Raw genomic sequence first — 16,779 nt, 5'->3', positions numbered from 1 at the left:
GTTTTCTGCCATTCTTCACATCTTACTCCCTTCATAAACGGCTTTACAAAGGTCTACCGTAAACTGGCCTGACATGCCCTCCAGTGCGGTGTTGGTAAACGCCACGACGCTTATTTGCTTTACGGGATCAACGAACCACGAATGACCATAGGTTCCCCCCATACGCCAAGTTCCTGGTGACTCGCAAGTTTCTGCGACGACCGGATCTTTAAGCACGGTAAAACCTAGACCGAATCCACGCCCCGGCCAGTAAGCCATAGGAAGACTTCCGATCTGGTTAGTCGTCATCTCTTGGACCAAACTCTTCGGCAAAAGAGGTGCCCCACCCATCCGCAAAGTTTCCAGCAGCTGCAAAAGATCTCCCGCGCTGCCAACCATACCTGCTCCACCTGATTGATAAGCGCTATCATCAAGTGCCCGACCGGGAGCAAGTCTGAACCCGGCCGTGCCTTCAATAAATGGAATATGGTCACAGTCAAGCATACGACGTGGCTCAGGAATAGCACTCGCATATGCCGCAGAAAGCCGTATCGGGTCGACCGCAATAAACCCCGTATCATTCATACCAAGCGGTTCGGTCACCAGAGAACGCACCGCTTCGTTTAGTGGGGCACCCGCAACTATGGCGATTACTGCACCAAGAACATCTGTTGCAATGGAATATTTCCACTGGGTGCCTGGCGTATAGAGGAGCGGTACAGAAGCAATACGGCGTAGATTCTCATCCAATGTAATGTCAGCCTGGTCCATGCCATCTGATACTCCGGCGCTCTCGTAAGAATCATGTTCTTTCTGAAAGAATCGATAGGTCAGCCCAGCCGTGTGAGTCAACAAATGCCGAATAGTCACTGTAGCAAATTCACCGCTTAGCAGACGGGGTTTAAACTCGGGCAGCCAATAGTCCACACGGTCTTCTAATTGCAGGCGGCCTTGCGATACGAGTACCAGGGCAGCCGTGGAAACGATCGGCTTGGACACGGACGCAAGTCGGAATAACGTATTATTTTGCATAAGCCGGTGATGCTCACGGTCTGCAAAACCGGCAGCACGACTATAACTTTGCTCTCCATTAATCGCAACTCGGATAACCGTGCCAACCAACCGTTTTTCAGCAAGTGTACGATCAATTACCTCATCAATACGTGCTTGTAGACCCTCTGTATCCATCTTGTTTGAATTGTATTTACTCAACGATAGTCATCCTCTCTGAACCGTTCATCCATTGATTACTTTATCGGTATGAGTTTATTATATTAATAAATATGTTCATTTTACATAACATATTAAACTTATAATGGATATAATACATAGGAATTCGTTTATTTTCATTCTAAATACCTTTAATTTAAAGAATGATACTTAAAGTGTATCTTATTGATATGTAATGCCAGACACAAGCAGTACCAAGTCAACACGCTGCTAAAAAAAACCGCCAAACACTCAAAGTAGTGTTTAGCGGCTTTAGGTTTTATAGAGCCCAGGGGCATGCATCGTTCCTCTGCCTCCCAAACCAAGAGATATATGAATCCTGTTTGTAACCTTTCCAAATACACAATCCGCAAAGATGATCACGTTACACTCGGTGGTGATCAGCCCTCCACACAGTTATGGATTTCTTGATCTTGTCAGGCTCCATCCCCGTTTCGACGGCCTTCACACATAATTGAGGAAATGATTCGTCTGAAGCAAAACGAAGTGCGATGATCTGCTGTAAACTGAGTCTTGCATCCAAGGGTTTGCCTGTAAGTTGAACGTGCCGAAAGTTCTCTTCCTGGAAAATGCTGCGATCCTGCAATTGGGTTGCAAATAGGCGAACAAGCGCCGCTAATATTAATACACATATGGAAATACCAAAATCAAAAAGGGAAGCATAACTAAATTGCTCTTTGAACATGTGAATAATCGACGCAATGAATAGGATCAGTGCGATGGGTGCCAGGACAAAATGGAATAGAGGTACAAATTTCTTATGATTGTCATAACTTTGCGCTTTGAGCTTACTCAATCTTTTTCCTCCTTGTAAGTCGCTTTGATAACACTATAATATTTCAAAATGAATTACACACGACATGGCATTCACACCATCCCCTTCGCTGCGTCGCACATATATTTGTATTCAACAAGAAGTTGGTAAATCCTGTTGTTCTGGTAGCTGCCAAAATAATAAAACACATTTATTAATTATCCGTCATTAGTCATGCCGCGCCTCTTATTATGTCGATATTTCCCGGGGAATCCTTAACTGCAAAAAAGACCCCTATACTTCGTATGAAGGTCTTTCATCAAATCTGTTAATCTTCAAATATTTCCTTAAGGACAGCCTTCCTGTTTTCCAGAAAACGTCTGGTAATAATATAATGCAGCGTATCCTCATATCGAATCTCTGCTACAGGCTGAACGTCAAAGTTCAGTATTTGCGCATTTGGATATCCGAGCAGAATTGGTGAATGTGTAGCGATGATGAACTGAGCATCGTGCTCCAAATCTTTAATAATGCGCAGCAATGCCAGCTGCCGCGCAGGCGATAGAGCCGCTTCCGGTTCATCCAGCAGGTAAATCGCCCTTTTTCCAAAGCGATGTGTGAAAAGTGAAAGAAACGCCTCCCCATGCGATTGCTCATGTAAGGAACGACCTCCGTAATATTGTAAGCTCTCGGGCAGTGTGTCCATGTGGGATGCAAAGTGATAAAAGGTTTCTGCTCGCAAAAAAAATCCATTCGTGATTTTGGGCATCCATGAGAGCCGAATATGATCCCCTAGAATGGACGCTGAAGCATCGACCTCATAGGCGTTGTTCCTCCCTCCTCCAGCCGTGTTAAATCCACACTGATAGGCGATCGCCTCCAGCAGTGTCGATTTCCCTGAGCCATTTTCCCCCACAAGAAAGGTAACATTCGTTTCAAACGAAATGGAGTCCAATTCTTTGATCGCGGGTATCGTAAAGGGATACGTTTTTGAGTCATGATCTTTATTTCTGAGAATTTCCAGGCTGCGCAAATACATGGTGTTCAACTCCAATGCTTATACTCTTAATTGGATACATTCAGCTGTTTGATAAGGCTAACACGAATGATATCATCCCAAATAGGACCACGTCGAACCTCTTGATAACCTATTTTTTTATTAAGCTCAATGACGTGATCATTTACCGCTTCGGTATGTGTATATATTAAATTGACATTGTGATACTGAGCTTCTTCTTCCAGCTTGCTTTTAAGTTGTGTTGCCAAGCCTGCTCTGCGGTAATCTGGATGCACCCATAATTGAAATATCTCGAGGAATCGACCGTCACTTTGAAATAAGGTACGATCTAATTCATTATATATCGTTTTCCATGGATCATACCAATGGGCATGGACAAAACTGAATCCTCAGCAATAAATGCACCTTTATTGGGATCAGTTACATACTTCTGTATCTTCTGGCGGTGTTCCTCTTGCTGCTGCTCTGTCGGTTCAATATCATCTGATCCTGACGTATATCCATCATTTTTCAAATCAATTCGAATCAAGAATTCAAGATCATTCCTGTTTCCCTTTCGCAAGATGAGCATGGTATCCCCCTTATAAACAACTTATCGCACTATTTCAAGCAGCTCCTTCAGGAGTCAATCTGCTTCCGTAATCCTATAAACTCAAACTCACCATCCTCACATTCTTTTAGAATATAGGATTTATCCAACCATGTGCTCTGAAATTGATGGTTCCCAATAGGATAGAGAGGTTTGTGAAAGCGGCCCAAATGTACAAATTCCCAATGATCATGAACTTTTCTCAATTCTGCACGATTTTTTAAGTAGATGCCTTCATACTTTTCAGCTAACTCTTCATCAAGAACGATTTCCAACGGCTTCTGCGGAAGCTCTGCATTTCCTGTAAAGATCAACTCACTGATCGCGTTCCCTACCCGAAAATAATTAACGAAGTCATAATTGCATAGCACAATAATACAAATATCATCTTCGAAAAAACTTTGCATATACGCACCAATTCCAAGATATGCACCGTCATGATAAAATCTTGGTTTTCCGTACATATAATCCTTGAATAAACCATAGCAGTAACCGTTTACATTCTCCTGAATAAAGCGAGAATACGTGCTGTTGCCCAGCAATTTACGATCCTTGAGACAAAGATACCATTTATATAAGTCTGAACAGTTAGAAACCATACCTCCAGCACCGATACTATAAGCCGGATTATGATATTCTCCTCTTACTATACTTTCATGGTTCATACCATATCCGAAGGCTTTACCTGGCAGGATTCCAATTCCATCCTCAAGCGTCGTATCGAACATCCCCAGTGGCTTTAAAATATGTCCCTCCAAATATTTTTTAAATGAAATACCACTTACCGATTCAACAAGGAACGCAAGCATATGGTATCCTGCATTACAATATTCGTATCCTGATCCCGGTTCAAAATGCAGCGGACGCTCCCGGAAAAACTTTACGAACTCGCTCTGTCTGTAATTCGTTTTGTCATAGTCTCCGAAGAAATGGCCATCCAGTCCGTGGAAAGTGGGTAAACCGGAAGTATGTGACATTAAATGATGGGCAGTGATACGCTGGTCCACCTTTAGCTCGTCAGGAAGGTAATCATTCACGGGTTGATCGATATCGATCAGTAATTGGTCATACAACTGCATTACAGCAAAAGCTGTAAACTGTTTTGAAACTGAAGCTAAACCAAAACGGGTGTCGGTATGATTGGAAACATCGAATTCAATGTAAGCCTTTCCATATGCCTGAGTACAAATAATTACCCCTTGTTTAACAACACGGATAACCCCTGAAAACGGAAAACGCTCCATATACGCGTTCATATAATGCAGGATAGCATTAGGATTGCTCAAAATTTTCATCTCCATTCCAACATTTCACTTACGATTCACATCAATTAGTGCGGCCACCCATCAATCCAGACAGGCCGCCGCGCTGCGGTACAAGCTAGTAATCCAACCTTACTTCAATCCGAGATTCTGCTGCATCAGGGAAGGTGGCATATTGTAAATCGATTTAAAGCATTTGTTAAAGTAGCTTTTATTCTCATAGCCAAGCTGAACCGATATTTCCTCCACCGTTTTATTTGTCGTTTCGAGCCATTCCTTGGCCTTCTCCATCTTCATCCGGGTGACATAGCCGATAAAGCTCTCCTGGGTCTCTTTTTTATACAAACGGCTGAAATAGGCCGGATTCAAATGCAGCAATTCCGAAACTTCCTCCAAAGTAATTTTCTGGTCAAGATGGGTCAGTACATATTTTTGTGCCTTAATGATTTCCATACGTCTGGAACGTTTGGACATGGTCGAAATAGATTCGAGCAGCGATTTCCAAAATAAATTCAGCCACACTTCCAATTCGTAGACCGATTCGACAGATAAAACAGCCTGATGCAGCAGCTCCTTCGACATTTCAAAATCAAAATATTGAGCTGAGGATCTGACTTTCACATATTGGTCCATCACCAGTCTGAGAATGAAGCTCTTCAGTTCTTCAGGATGAAACCGATGTTCGATGAAGAAACGAAACCATTCCGAAATCGTTTCATCAATCAGTTCCACAGCTTCATCGAGTAACAGCTTCCCGAAGGCATCAGAGACTTCCGAGTAATACTGGAAAATATCCTCGCGGGCAAACGGAACGGTTAGCTGCTCCATTCGGATGACTACCCTATCAGGCAAATAAAACCGTTGAAGGGACAACTCCATTAAGACATTGATCTCCCTTTTAAGCACTTTAATATTGCTGCTGTAATGCTCTCCCATAATAAAAGAAACATCAATTTTTATATATTTGTGAATGGCTGATTGTATGTCCTGTAAAGGCTTCTTATCGAAATCCGTAACCTGATTCCCGGTCATTCTGGTCCCGGCAAACAGAAACAATAGTTCCTTGGAGCCTAAACGGAAACAAACCGCATCCTGATTATTATGCAAAATTTCATCGATGATATTGCTTATCGCATATACAAGCACTTCCTCGGACTGGAACCGTTTCAACTGCTTGTCATATTGATTGATGTAGCAAATGACGGAGAAGTATTTTTTAGTTGAAAAGTCAATACCGAATTTGTCAAACTCCCGATGCCATTCGGCTTCATCAAAGATCGGAGCATGCAATAGCTTGCTGATCAGCTTCTCCTTCAGCGTATCCTGATTTTGCTTGAAGGATAACAGCATCCCTTGGTTTCTTCGGGTTTCGTTCTGTTCCTCATCCATTTGAACCAGCAGCTTATTCAAAATATCGACCATCTCTTCAATTTCCATCGATTCCTTGAGCACATAATCTTGTACGTGCAGCTTAACCGCTTGGCGGGTATACTGAAATTCATCATGGCAGGACAAAATGACTGTACGCATTTTGGGGTTGAGCTGCTTCAAGTGTTGGATCAGCTCGATGCCATTCATTCCGGGCATGCCAATATCGGTAATCAAAATATCAGGCATCTCCTCCTGAGCTTTGGCCAATGCCGATAAACCATCCTCCGCATACCCGATGAATTGCAGATTCAGTTCATCCCAAGGGATTTCTTGTCTCAAAAATTCGATTACCGGATAGTCGTCATCTGCCAACAATACTTTGTACACACTAATCCTCCCCTTTTGCCCGAAGCGGAAGCTTGATTGTAATCTCCGTGCCGCTCTTGGCATCGCTTTGAATATCCATTTGAAAGGAAGGACCATAAATCAAGGCCAAACGGTCATGGACATTTTTCAATCCAATCCCATTGATTCGGCTCTTGGAGTCATTCGCTTCGCGATTCAATGATTTTTTCAGTTCATCCATTTTTTCTTCATCGATGCCGACACCGTCATCCCACACGGATATGATTAAATAAGTTTGATCTTTCCATATAGACAAGATGATGTGACCGTATTTCTGATTTAACCCATGTATAAAAGCATTCTCAATAAAAGGCTGGATCGTAAATCGAGGGATATCCTCCATCAGCACATTCGGTACGATGGACTCCTCAAACTGGATTTTTTGATTATGTCTAACATTCATCAGCTTCACATAATGTCGAACTGTATCTACTTCCACATCCACCGGCAAAAACTCATTGTTGCGGTTGATCGTCATACGCAGCAGCTTGGAGAGTGATGTAATGAGATCGGCGCTTTCCCGGTCCCCTCTCATTCGGATCTTCATCCGGATCGAATTTAACAGGTTAAATAAAAAATGCGGATTGATTTGCGCCTGCAGCAGCTCCAACTCCAGCATCCGTTTACGCGTCTGCTCCTCCGTGATCTGCTCAATCATCAGTTCAATGCGTTCCAGCATCTGATTAAACACCTGTCCAAGCCGGCCTATTTCATCCGTGCCTCGAATATCCGCTCTGACATTCAGCGTTCCTAATTTAACACTGGCAGCTACCCTCGCCAATACAACGAGCGGTTTCGTAATTCGGTTAATGATCAAGAACAGGAACACAATAAAAATAAGCAAAAAAACAAATTGAGCCCAATAATCGTTTTTGCGAATATTTTGAATCTTTTCAATCGCCGTTTGGTAAGACACCAAGCTGATCAGATGCCATCCCGAAATCGAAAGCGGTTCATTTAATAATATATATTCCTGGTTGTCCACCATTAAAAATTTGGTTTTCGATTGATCCGTAGCTTCCATCTGTGAAAAGACCGTTCCTATTTGCTGGTTATCCGTACTTGCAAGAATGGTGCCTGTTGAATCCGTTAACATCATTTTTTGCGTTGGAGCATACTTGTTGAAAAAATCACTGATCATCTGCTCCTCCGCACTTAAAACAATATAAGCATAGGGCTTGGAGCTGCTTGACTTGAGCACCCTTGCCATGGTTACCAGATTAGGGCTTGCTTTCGTTCTTGAGCCAATATAGTTCGGGTGTGTTCCCACCCAGTGAATATCATACTCGGTCATGGAATCCAGCTTTGCAAACCAGGGCTCGGAACGAAACTGCAGCGGATTGAATTCAGAGCCCGAATAATTCGTAAAATAAGCCCCATTGGGCAGCAGGACCGAGATATACATATGATCCTTGGAGAACACAAGCGTCTCCAGTTTATTCGTTATATATTTACCTTCCATCACGATTAACGATGGATCAAACGGCTCTTGACCCAGCTTTCTCATGACGGTTGCAGTTTCATTGTCAAATTGAATGTTATTGGTCATATAAATCATGGAATTCAACAGATCCGTCACATATAAATTCGCAACATCCAATGATTCCTGAGCATTCGTGGCAGCCTGCTCACGCAGTACATCTCTTGTAAAATAATCGGATACCTGGATGGCGATAATGGGAGGAGCGATCAGACAAGCGATAATGGAGAACATAATTTTTTGTCTCAGAGACAATTTGAACAGCTTTTTAAATAATGAGTTCAATTCCATCCCTACTTTGCGTAAAACAGGATAACCGTGAAGAGTAATTCACTCTCCACGGCTTGTATTTTTCTGATAGATCTATTGTATCATACCCTGCATCTAATTATTTATTGGTATTAACCACATCAGTTACAGCTTTTTCTGCATTTTTAATCGTCGTTTCCAGATCTACCTTGTCCAACAGGAATTTTTCTACTTCCGAGGTATACCTTTTTTCCGCGTCGCTGATATAAGCTGGAGGAGCAACAATTTTAACCGGCTTCGAAATGTTCATTACATATTCCAATGAGGCTTTATCGACCATTTCCGGATTTTTACCTGTCTTAATCAAGCCGTCAATCATTTTGTTTAAATCTGCTTTCGTCCATGATGAGATCATAGCTTCCGAAGCCAAGATACCTTTGGTCGTAAACCAGCGGGTAAACTCGTAAGCTTCCTTCGGATTCTTCGAGCTTGCAGCTACACCAATATAATCAATCGTCGCCAATGTCTGGCCGTTTGGATCGTCTTTGGAAAATTTCGGGTATGGAGCAAACACGGATACAAATTTGGCTGGGATCGTTTCACTGCCTGCCGCTTCTGTAATCATCCAATTTCCTGTCGGGATGATAGCCGCTTTACCACCAAAGTATTCATTGCGGTATGTTAATTTTTGCGAAATGACATCTGCATACGAATGAGCCGTTTTGTCCACGTTCTGCACTTGATTGGCAATTTGCAACGATTTACGGATGCGGTCGTTATTAATTTCAACCTTGCCATCCGCGGTTACGATACGGTTGTTAGTCGGATTGTTCACGTTTGCCAAAGTAATGTACTGCATCCAGTTGTGGAAATAAGTTCCGTACTGTTTGGATGGGCCTTCACCTTTGGTTAGCTTCTTGGAATAATCCATGAACTCATCCCAGGTCCATTCCTTGGGAACCGCAAGGCCTGCTTCATCAAGCTTTTGTTTGTTTAACATCACAAACCAGGTAAGCAATCTGCCTGGAAGCGCGTAATATTTACCGTTGATTTGAGTTGTAGCCTTGTATTCGCTATCATAGTCGATCCCGTCAGTTTTCAAAAAATCGTCCAATGGAGCCAGCATTCCTGCATTCACACGCTGCGTATATCCAGTTGAGTCATTCAGCATGACAACGTCCATTTGTTGACCGGAAGCCGCCGCCAAGTCCAGCTTTTTCATTGCTTCATGAGCATCATCCTTGGAGGATAGAATATTTACATCAACCTTGATGTTCGGATATTCTTTATTAAATTCAGGCATAATCTTGCTCCAATGAGCCGTTTCTTCAGACAACCAGGTGTAAACCTTAAGATTAACCTGTTTCGCATTGCCAGCGCCTGCAGCAGCCTGCTCTTCCTTAGGCTTTTCTCCACAGCCTGCTAACAACGAAGCCATCATTGCACTGGTAAGTAGCAAAGCACTTGTCTTTTTCATTTGAATGTATCCCCTTTATTTGAATTCAATTTTGTAAGATCCAGCAGCAACTTCATTATAGTCGATCGGAAAATATCTACATAAGCAACAATTTTATCCTATTGGTAAATATTTTTACTTAAACAACACTTTTTAACCCTTCACGCCGCCTGCAGAAATACCTTCAATGACATGCTTTTGACCAATGATAAACACAATCAGCAGCGGTAAAATAGCCGATACGGCTCCAGCCATCACCAATGAATAAAATTGACCGTTTTCATTACCGAACGATTGAATGCCCAACTGAAGGGTAAACAAATGCTTGGAATTCAAAAAGATTAACGGGTTCTGATAATCGTTCCAGGTCCAGATGAATCTTAAGATCGCATAAGTCGCAACGACCGGTTTCACCAAAGGCACAATGACCGAGGTAAAGATCCGAAAGTGACCTGCCCCGTCCATTCTGGCCGATTCTATAAATTCATCATTAATACTTAAGAAAGCTTGACGGAGTAAAAAAGTTCCCAGTACGCTGAAGCAATTTAAAAATATGAGCCCTATGTGTGTATCGTACAAGCCTAACCAACGAAAAATAATAAATTGTGGTACCAGTATGGCTTGATGCGGGATCATATAAACGACTAGCAAAATAAGGAAAATGACTTCTCTTCCTTTGAAATAGACTTTAGTAAATCCATAGGCCGCCATACATGAAATAAAAACGGATAAAGCTGTCGTTGACACGGACACGAGGATAGAGTTCCCGTAGTATTGAGCAAACGGGGTTTTTAACCATACCTGCGTGTAATTTTGCACCGCGTTCCAATGCGTCGGGATCCATTCGATCGGGAAGTTGAACACTTCCGTTTCCTGCTTGAATGAAGCGGAAATCATCCAAAAGAATGGAAACAAAAACAGGATACCTATAATCAACATCAGTAAGGTGATGCTGGATTTGCGTAAGCTAAGATTCATGCAGCGAACCTCCTAGTAATTGACCCATTTTTTCTGGGCGAAAAATTGAATCAAGGTGATGATCAATACACAGACGAGAAGAACAACCGATACTGCGGATGCATAACCCGTCTTCAAATTGATAAAAGCTTGTTGATACAAGTAAAACACCATCATGGAAGAGGAATCGGAAGGCCCTCCGCCGGTCAAAACAACAATAATATCAAACACTTTAAAAGAGCCAATGATGCCCGTTACCAACAGGAAGAAGGTCGTTGGCGATAATAACGGCAGCGTGATTTTGAAAAACTTGACGATCGAGTTGGCCCCGTCAATATCGGCCGCTTCATACAAGTCCTTCGGGATGCTTTGCAAACCTGCCAAATAAATAATCAGATTATACCCAACCCCGGTCCATACCGTGATCCCCATAATCGTAAGCAGTGAAAATTGAGGATCGGCAAGCCACTTAGGTGGATTGGCTATTCCAATAGCTTTTAGCGTCTCATTAATCGGCCCGTACTCTGGATGAAAGAGCACCTGACATACAATCGCTACCGCTACGATGCTTGAGATATAAGGCATGAAATAAACGACCTTGAACAAGTCTTTCCAATATACATTCTTGTTAATAGTAACAGCAAGGAGAAGGGCGCTAATCATCGTCACCGGTACGACAAGAATAAAGATGAAATTATTGCTGAGTGATTTAAGAAATACAGGGTCATTGAACAATTGGACAAAATTTTTCAATCCGACAAAATGAATCCCCTGCAGCCCTTGAACCAGACTCCAGCTTGTAAAACTCAACACGATGGAGATAATAATGGGAATCAGTGTCAGTACAAGCAGTCCTATCGCTAGTGGGCCGATAAATATGTAACCCGTTATGGTTTCGGAGACATTGTTTTTTTTCATGGACTTCAGCCTTTCCTTTCTTAATTGATGTTCATTGACTTTAGTATACGGAACCCGACGATTGTCCATAAGCGTTGAAAGTGACCGGTTTGAAAAAATTTATACTTGTTTGGGGGAAGGCATGTTAGGTGCTTTTCTAAACCCATACTTGGGTGCGTTGGCGAGGACATGGGTATGGAGTTGCAGCCGTTGTTGAAGTCGTGTTCCATGGATGAGACTAAGCGGTGGGAACACGACTTCAAAGACGGCCCGTAAACTTTCCACCCCACACCCATGTCCTCTGTTCATCTTTTTTTGCTGTCTGTCACTTTTTACCCCTAAGTGCCGATTTGCCTTTACGTCTTTCATAACCGTGAGACCCTTTGTAGTGATTTAACGTGAGCCTAACGAAAGCAATCCCGTTGCGTAAAAGAAAAAGCCCTCCTGAACGTCCAGGAGAGCTTTAACTTTGTAATATTTGAGCTATGAGCCGTGATTCAGTGAATCATGGCTTGGGAGGGTAGCACAGAATGACCTCCAACGGTGATTCATCTGTGCTGATCCATTTCACTGAAGATAAGGAGGCTGGCAGGAAAAAAGTATTCCCCTGTTTAATGCTGATTTCTTCTGATCCCCATAGCAGCTTGCCTTTTCCTTGTACAACAATGGCAATCGCAAACGTCCCGTCATTCTCGTAAGCATACTCGGACACGACGGTCAGACGGTTCATGGTGAAGCGGTCCGTATCGGTTTCCTTAATGAGTGCTCTTAAGCTGCCTCCGGCTGTTTCCTGAAGCTGGGTTGGAGCAATGAACCATTTGTCTTTAATTTGCTCCAGGGAATAAGCATCATAATGAAAGCAATTAAGCATATTTTCAAAACCAAGCCCCTGATGGCACGCTTGATCCGGGACAATATTTCCCCTTGGAGTCACTTTCTCCGTACGCAGTGTGTAATCCGTAGGCTCCTGAATTTCAATAAGGAAGCAGCCGATGCCAATAGCATGAGGTACGCCACCCTCGACCAGATAGACCTCACCCTCGCGAACCGGAATCCGGTGCAAGGCGTCGATCATACCAGGAATATCCTGCTGCTCGAACAGCTCCTTCCATTTCTCTGCTGTCATCCCAGGCTTGAAGCCAAACAAAACATAGGGCTCTTCCCCATCGATTTGTCTGCCACCAATCACATACCAGGCTTCCGTTTTGCCGAATTGGGAATTGAACATCGTTTGCGCGAATTCGCGGTCCGGGTGTACCTGAATCGTCAGCCGTTCGCTGGAATCGAGCAATTTGACCAGTACCGCTGTGTGGGACCCGTGTTTTTCCACATGAGTCTTGCCCAGAAACGCTTCCGGATTGGAATCGGTGACTTCCTGCAAGGTAACTTCTGTTCCATCGGTGAGCTTGATTGTGCTTAATCCCTCATCCTGGATATGCTCGCGTCCCACATTCGTAGCTTTTACTACAGAAGCAACCCACTCTTCCGGAAAGCTGCTGTCTTCAGGATGATCATTGCCCTGCCATTGATCAATGAGCTTGCCGCCTGAATACGTGCGCCATACCCGATTGGCTTGCAGCAAAATAGGCTGCGAAGCCAGTTTGTCGAAATTTGTTTCGGACATTGTTATCCCCTCCATGAAAGCTTGTAAATCGCTACATCTTTGCTCTGTAAAGCTACAGGTAATACGACTTGGTCCTGCTGCTGACGTGCTTCCACGGCGCTGCCACTAGTGATGTTGGAAGCAGATTCAAGCTGCGAACTGATTCCGTTCAATACCACTTCCGATTCCACGGCCTCGTCTGTGTAGTTGAATACGAACAACAAGAGCCCGTCTTCCCCTCGCAATGTACATATTTTCAATCGGGAATCAGCGGCGGCATGCAGGGAAAGCGAATACTTGGCATCCAACAGCTGAACCCATTTCAATACATCGGGATTAGGTTCCATATGATAACCATACCAAAGCATTGTGGAAATATAAATGATTCGGCCTTTGCCAATCGGCGAGCACAGCACTCCAGGATGATGATCGGAATAGCTGCCCCATACTTCTGCCTTCGAATTATCAATACTCAGGATTTTCCGTTCAAAATATCCAGGTATCCCCGTTGTCTTATCTCCATCTGCGTCAAGTGAGATTTGCAGGTTCAGTGGATCAATATCCACGAAACGGTAGCCAAGCTCTGAATTCAGCGCTCCGCCCGGCAATTCCTCATTCAGGATGCTGTCTTCACGAATTTCGCCAAATTTACCATCCGCGATAACCGTGCCGCCCTGCTCTGCAAAATGCTTGATTGCAGCTGCAAGCTCAGGCCCAATCGCTAGTTGATTTGTCAGGAACAAAGTCTGGAACTCGTTCACTTTTCCACTCTTCACATCTTCAGGTGTAATAAATTTAACCGGAATATTCAGCTCCCACAAACTTTCATACAAGCCAGCAATGGAATTGATATAAATATTCGTTTCTTTAGGCACCGTAAGCGTAAAGGCTTTGGTAAAGTCATGGGTCAGCTTATCGTAGAGAATAACCGCACGCGGCTGCTCAGGCTCATAAGTTGTAAATTCATGGGCATGTGCTTCGAGAATATCGGCAATTTCAGCCGCTGCATGCGCTCTTGGCGTGAACCCGCCCTGCGTATCCACCAATCCCCGACCCGCTGTTTGAATGCCTTTGATGAATGGATCCCATTTCCAATATATCATGCCTTTGGCCCCGTGAGAAATAGCTTCCCAATTCCACCATTTGAGCTCGTAAGGATATACAATACTATTCGGATTGAACATGTTGCGATGATGGCTTTGCAGCTCCGAAATCCAGAAACGGCCTGTTTTTGTAGCAGAATGTACACCAACAAACGTTTCCCAACGCTTATAATGCGGCTGGCCTGTTAAATTTTCTTTGGGATAAAATGAGATCCCGTACTCGTCCACATTTTCCGCAACGTTCCAGTCATCATGCGGTCTCGTATAGAAATTATCCGTAGCAATCATGGAATTGATATTATCGGCAATCGTCGGACGATCCGGGTCAACGGATTTCACATAACCTTTCCACTCATTCAAAATCATGCCGACGTTAGCCTTGCGGAATTGCTCCCAATCGACAAACGGCATCACGCTGGCCCATAGCCAATAGGTGAATTCAATTTGCTGCCAATCATAATACGAGCGGTCCCATACTTCATTTAACCGGTCAATCGTACCGTATTTCTCCTCCAGCCAGCCGCGGAACAGCTGCAGCGTATAACGATCATACGAGGTAAACATCGTCTCATTCAGAATATCGTAGCCGTACAAAGCTGCATATCCTTTATAAGCATTGGCCACATCGGTGTAATTTTTCTTAACCAGCTGCTTCACTTCAGGATGGTTGTAGTTTAAATAATCGAAAATAATTTTATCATTATCCACGGTTCCATTCGCTTTGGTAGCATAATATTCTTCCCTCATCAGAAAATCGGGCGCATATTCCAGCGCGGTAATTTGCCCGGCCAGCTCCATAATAACCTTCATGCCGATTTGCTCCGCATGCTTAAGAATCTCGATCCCTGTCTGAAAAGGGTAATTCGCATTGGCTTTATTTTCCCACCAAAAAACAGCAGGCCAAATGACGACAAAGTTCATTCCACATTGATTCATATCATCCAATTTCTTTTTGATCGTTTCAAGTGTAAATTCCCGTTGTACCTTGAGCACGGATCCGTATGGAAAAGATTTCATTATATTTTTCTCCCTACCTTCATCATATTGATAGTCATTGTTTAATTATAAATGTCAGGGTTCTGACTGATAAGCAAGGAACATGACCAAATCCAAAAAATTTATACCACTTCAAAAATTCATATATTGGATGGTTACTGATGATCTTTTTTAAGTTAATATAGTTAAGGAATCATAACCGCCTATATAACACATTCCTATACAACAGGTTAAGAGAAGGAGTAGCTTCCATTTTGAACATGCAAAACGTTTTGGCTGGTATCCTGTCCGCTTTAATGGCCTGCACAGGTGGCGCGATTCTGGTCATTAAATGTGCAGAAATGATTGGATTAAACCGATCAGAGCTTATTTCATGGATATTCGTTGTTTACTTTATCGGTGGTGTTTTCAACATCGCCTTGTCTCTCAAGTACAAGATCCCTTTTGGCGGAGCACACTCCATAACAGCCGTCGCTTTTTTAAGTACAGTGGCAGCTAATTTTTCAGTCAATGAATTGTCAGGCAGCTTCATGATGACCGGTGGACTTATCCTTATATTCGGATTTTCGGGATTATTTAATAAAGTATTGACGTTCATACCCAAGCCGATGATTGATGCCATGCTCGCGGGTCTTATTCTGAATTATGTTGTTCATATCGTTCCTGCTTTTAAAGAGTCTCCACTTGTAGGTGGTCTGGCCATTCTGGGATTTTTTATCGGACCTAGAATATCTAAATGGATCTCTCCATTATTAGGTGTACTTATTTTTGGTGTCTTAGGACTTTTCATAGGTTACGATTTTCCAATTGTTCAAGAGACTGAATTTAGTTTGCCTCAGCTTGTTATGCCGGCCTTTACATTGAATAGCTTTATTACGATTGCGATTCCCTTAGCTGTATTAATTTTAAGTAATGATATCGCGGTCGCTTTAGCTGCCCTGAAAAAAAATGGATATCATCCACCTGTCAATAAAACACTTGTTTTTTCGGGATTGGGCACGTTAATTGTTGGTTTATTTGGGGGACATGCAGTAAATATAGGCGGGATGATGACTGCGCTTTGCAGTAGCGATGAAGCGGGCCCGAAAGAGAAACGGCTGGTAGCAGCCCTGGTTTCCGGTGGATTAGTCGCATTGTTCGGACTATTTGCGTGGAAAATGATCGTGATTATTGAGCTGCTCCCTTCCTCATTCATTACGTTGCTTTCTGGTTTTGCTCTTTTGGGAGTTCTGTTAAACAGCTTGCGATCCTCCTTTTCTGAGCCTTCATATCAATTATCTATCTTGTTTGTTTTTGTAATCGCCATATCGAATCTCTCCTTTCTTGGTATTTCCGCTCCGGTATGGTCTTTGCTGGTAGGTGTGATATCGGCAAAACTGCTGGGTGAAGGTAAGTTTAGTAAGCAAAAGCTCAAAGAAGATCAGGCATAG

The 16,779-nt window shown here is 43.1% G+C and carries 14 protein-coding genes; 1 reads left to right on the top strand and 13 read right to left on the bottom strand.

Features of this window, described 5'->3' with window-relative positions; genetic code table 11:
* Positions 1–15 precede the first annotated feature (15 nt).
* The 13 genes from OB236_RS22825 to OB236_RS22765 all read right to left on the bottom strand — a co-directional run bounded on the left by OB236_RS22825 (position 16) and on the right by OB236_RS22765 (position 15,370).
* Positions 16–1,167 carry a serine hydrolase domain-containing protein gene (locus tag OB236_RS22825; protein ID WP_262686154.1) on the bottom strand — a complete coding sequence of 384 codons (1,152 nt, stop codon included), beginning with the start codon at positions 1,165–1,167 and terminating at the stop codon, positions 16–18.
* Between the two features lie 406 nt (positions 1,168–1,573).
* Entirely contained in the window at positions 1,574–2,005 is a 432-nt protein-coding gene (locus tag OB236_RS22820) for a DUF6526 family protein (RefSeq protein ID WP_262686040.1), read from the bottom strand.
* 286 nt (positions 2,006–2,291) lie between these two features.
* Positions 2,292–3,002, bottom strand: a complete 711-nt coding sequence (locus OB236_RS22815; protein WP_262686039.1) for an AAA family ATPase — start codon at positions 3,000–3,002, stop codon at positions 2,292–2,294.
* Positions 3,003–3,028: 26 nt separating this feature from the next.
* The gene (locus OB236_RS22810) at positions 3,029–3,325 is read right to left on the bottom strand and encodes a GNAT family N-acetyltransferase (protein WP_262686153.1); all 297 of its coding nucleotides are present in this window, start codon (positions 3,323–3,325) and stop codon (positions 3,029–3,031) included.
* Positions 3,310–3,552 (bottom strand): hypothetical protein, encoded by a 243-nt coding sequence (locus OB236_RS22805; RefSeq protein ID WP_262686038.1) that lies wholly within the window; start codon positions 3,550–3,552, stop codon positions 3,310–3,312. The genes OB236_RS22810 and OB236_RS22805 overlap by 16 nt, the downstream gene beginning before the upstream one ends.
* Positions 3,553–3,599: 47 nt before the next feature.
* Positions 3,600–4,871, bottom strand: coding sequence for a serine hydrolase domain-containing protein (locus tag OB236_RS22800; protein WP_262686037.1), 1,272 nt, complete (start codon positions 4,869–4,871; stop codon positions 3,600–3,602).
* 93 nt (positions 4,872–4,964) lie between these two features.
* Complete coding sequence (locus OB236_RS22795) at positions 4,965–6,590, bottom strand: response regulator (RefSeq protein WP_262686036.1); 1,626 nt, start codon at positions 6,588–6,590, stop codon at positions 4,965–4,967.
* 1 nt (position 6,591) lies between these two features.
* Positions 6,592–8,373: a cache domain-containing sensor histidine kinase gene (locus tag OB236_RS22790; protein ID WP_262686034.1), complete on the bottom strand. Its 1,782-nt coding sequence runs from the start codon at positions 8,371–8,373 to the stop codon at positions 6,592–6,594.
* A 103-nt stretch (positions 8,374–8,476) separates the two neighbouring features.
* Positions 8,477–9,814: an ABC transporter substrate-binding protein gene (locus OB236_RS22785; RefSeq protein ID WP_262686033.1), complete on the bottom strand. Its 1,338-nt coding sequence runs from the start codon at positions 9,812–9,814 to the stop codon at positions 8,477–8,479.
* Between the two features lie 132 nt (positions 9,815–9,946).
* Complete coding sequence (locus tag OB236_RS22780; protein WP_262686032.1) at positions 9,947–10,771, bottom strand: carbohydrate ABC transporter permease; 825 nt, start codon at positions 10,769–10,771, stop codon at positions 9,947–9,949.
* Positions 10,772–10,783: 12 nt separating this feature from the next.
* A complete protein-coding gene (locus OB236_RS22775) occupies positions 10,784–11,668 on the bottom strand; it encodes a carbohydrate ABC transporter permease (protein WP_262686031.1) in 885 nt (294 codons plus the stop codon).
* A 484-nt stretch (positions 11,669–12,152) separates the two neighbouring features.
* Positions 12,153–13,271 carry a type I phosphomannose isomerase catalytic subunit gene (locus OB236_RS22770; RefSeq protein WP_262686030.1) on the bottom strand — a complete coding sequence of 373 codons (1,119 nt, stop codon included), beginning with the start codon at positions 13,269–13,271 and terminating at the stop codon, positions 12,153–12,155.
* A gap of 2 nt (positions 13,272–13,273) precedes the next feature.
* Entirely contained in the window at positions 13,274–15,370 is a 2,097-nt protein-coding gene (locus tag OB236_RS22765) for a beta-galactosidase (RefSeq protein ID WP_262686029.1), read from the bottom strand.
* A gap of 239 nt (positions 15,371–15,609) precedes the next feature.
* Here OB236_RS22765 and OB236_RS22760 point away from each other — a divergent pair, with 239 nt between their 5' ends.
* The gene (locus OB236_RS22760) at positions 15,610–16,779 is read left to right on the top strand and encodes a benzoate/H(+) symporter BenE family transporter (protein ID WP_262686152.1); all 1,170 of its coding nucleotides are present in this window, start codon (positions 15,610–15,612) and stop codon (positions 16,777–16,779) included.

This window comes from Paenibacillus baimaensis, assembly GCF_025567575.1.
The sequence above is the reverse complement of the archived record's forward strand: the minus strand, read 5'-3'. Positions and strand labels throughout refer to the sequence as shown.

Excerpts from the sequence above, each read along its gene's own strand:
- OB236_RS22775 (WP_262686031.1), bottom strand. The coding sequence starts at position 11,668 with ATGAAAAAAAACAATGTCTCCGAAACCATAACGGGTTACATATTTATC.
- OB236_RS22785 (WP_262686033.1), bottom strand. The coding sequence starts at position 9,814 with ATGAAAAAGACAAGTGCTTTGCTACTTACCAGTGCAATGATGGCTTCG.
- OB236_RS22760 (WP_262686152.1), top strand. The coding sequence starts at position 15,610 with ATGCAAAACGTTTTGGCTGGTATCCTGTCCGCTTTAATGGCCTGCACA.
- OB236_RS22800 (WP_262686037.1), bottom strand. The coding sequence starts at position 4,871 with ATGGAGATGAAAATTTTGAGCAATCCTAATGCTATCCTGCATTATATG.
- OB236_RS22815 (WP_262686039.1), bottom strand. The coding sequence starts at position 3,002 with ATGTATTTGCGCAGCCTGGAAATTCTCAGAAATAAAGATCATGACTCA.
- OB236_RS22770 (WP_262686030.1), bottom strand. The coding sequence starts at position 13,271 with ATGTCCGAAACAAATTTCGACAAACTGGCTTCGCAGCCTATTTTGCTG.
- OB236_RS22825 (WP_262686154.1), bottom strand. The coding sequence starts at position 1,167 with ATGGATACAGAGGGTCTACAAGCACGTATTGATGAGGTAATTGATCGT.
- OB236_RS22805 (WP_262686038.1), bottom strand. The coding sequence starts at position 3,552 with ATGCTCATCTTGCGAAAGGGAAACAGGAATGATCTTGAATTCTTGATT.
- OB236_RS22765 (WP_262686029.1), bottom strand. The coding sequence starts at position 15,370 with ATGAAATCTTTTCCATACGGATCCGTGCTCAAGGTACAACGGGAATTT.
- OB236_RS22780 (WP_262686032.1), bottom strand. The coding sequence starts at position 10,771 with ATGAATCTTAGCTTACGCAAATCCAGCATCACCTTACTGATGTTGATT.